Raw genomic sequence first — 717 nt, 5'->3', positions numbered from 1 at the left:
GATCGGCTGTTGGGCAATCGCCACCTGCAGCACGAGAGCCGCGGGATTTACACGGCCTTAGGCCGGATGCTGCTCAACGGAGTCGCCGAGCCCCTGATCGTGGTCGACTGGAGTGATCTCAAAGAGGACCAGTCACTGCATCTGCTGCGCGCCTCGGTGCCGGTCGGTGGGCGCAGCCTGACACTCTATGAAGAAGTTCATCCGCAGCGCCACTTGGGTAACCGTCGGGTGCAACACCAGTTTCTGCGCCGTCTAGCCGCGCTGATCCCGGCCACAGCGACGCCGATCATCGTGGCGGACTCCGGCTTCAAGGTGCCGTTCTATCGTGAGGTCGAGCGCTTAGGCTGGCGCTGGGTCGGGCGTGTGCGCGGGCGCGATTTGGTGAAGTTAAAGCGCCGCTGGAGGAGCTGCAAGCGTCTGTTCGAGCAGGCCACCATGACACCCAGATCGCTCGGCATCGGCGCGTGGGTGCGCAGCAATCCGCTGCCGGCCACCTTTGTGCTGGTGCGTCTGCCCAAGCAGGGGCGGCGGGCCAACACCGCCTCCGGCAAGCGCGCGCGCTCGAAGAAGAGCCAGCAGGCCGCTCGCGCCGCGCGTGAGCCCTGGCTGCTCGTGGCCTCAACACGCCTCGCCGAGTGGCCGGCCAAGCGCCTGATGCGGGTCTATCGGCAAAGGATGCAGATTGAGCTGAGTTTTAGAGACATGAAAAGTCAGCAC

1 protein-coding gene is annotated in these 717 nt (G+C 65.0%); it reads left to right on the top strand.

Translation table 11 applies throughout. The features are described from left to right. A partial coding sequence (locus VBE63_RS30880) for an IS4 family transposase (protein ID WP_323686760.1) occupies positions 1–717 on the top strand: 717 nt, incomplete at both ends.

Source organism: Lamprobacter sp. (assembly GCF_034860625.1).
Classification (GTDB): Bacteria; Pseudomonadota; Gammaproteobacteria; order Chromatiales; family Chromatiaceae; genus Lamprobacter.
Note: the sequence above shows the minus strand (reverse complement) of the source record. Positions and strands in the feature narration are given on the sequence as shown.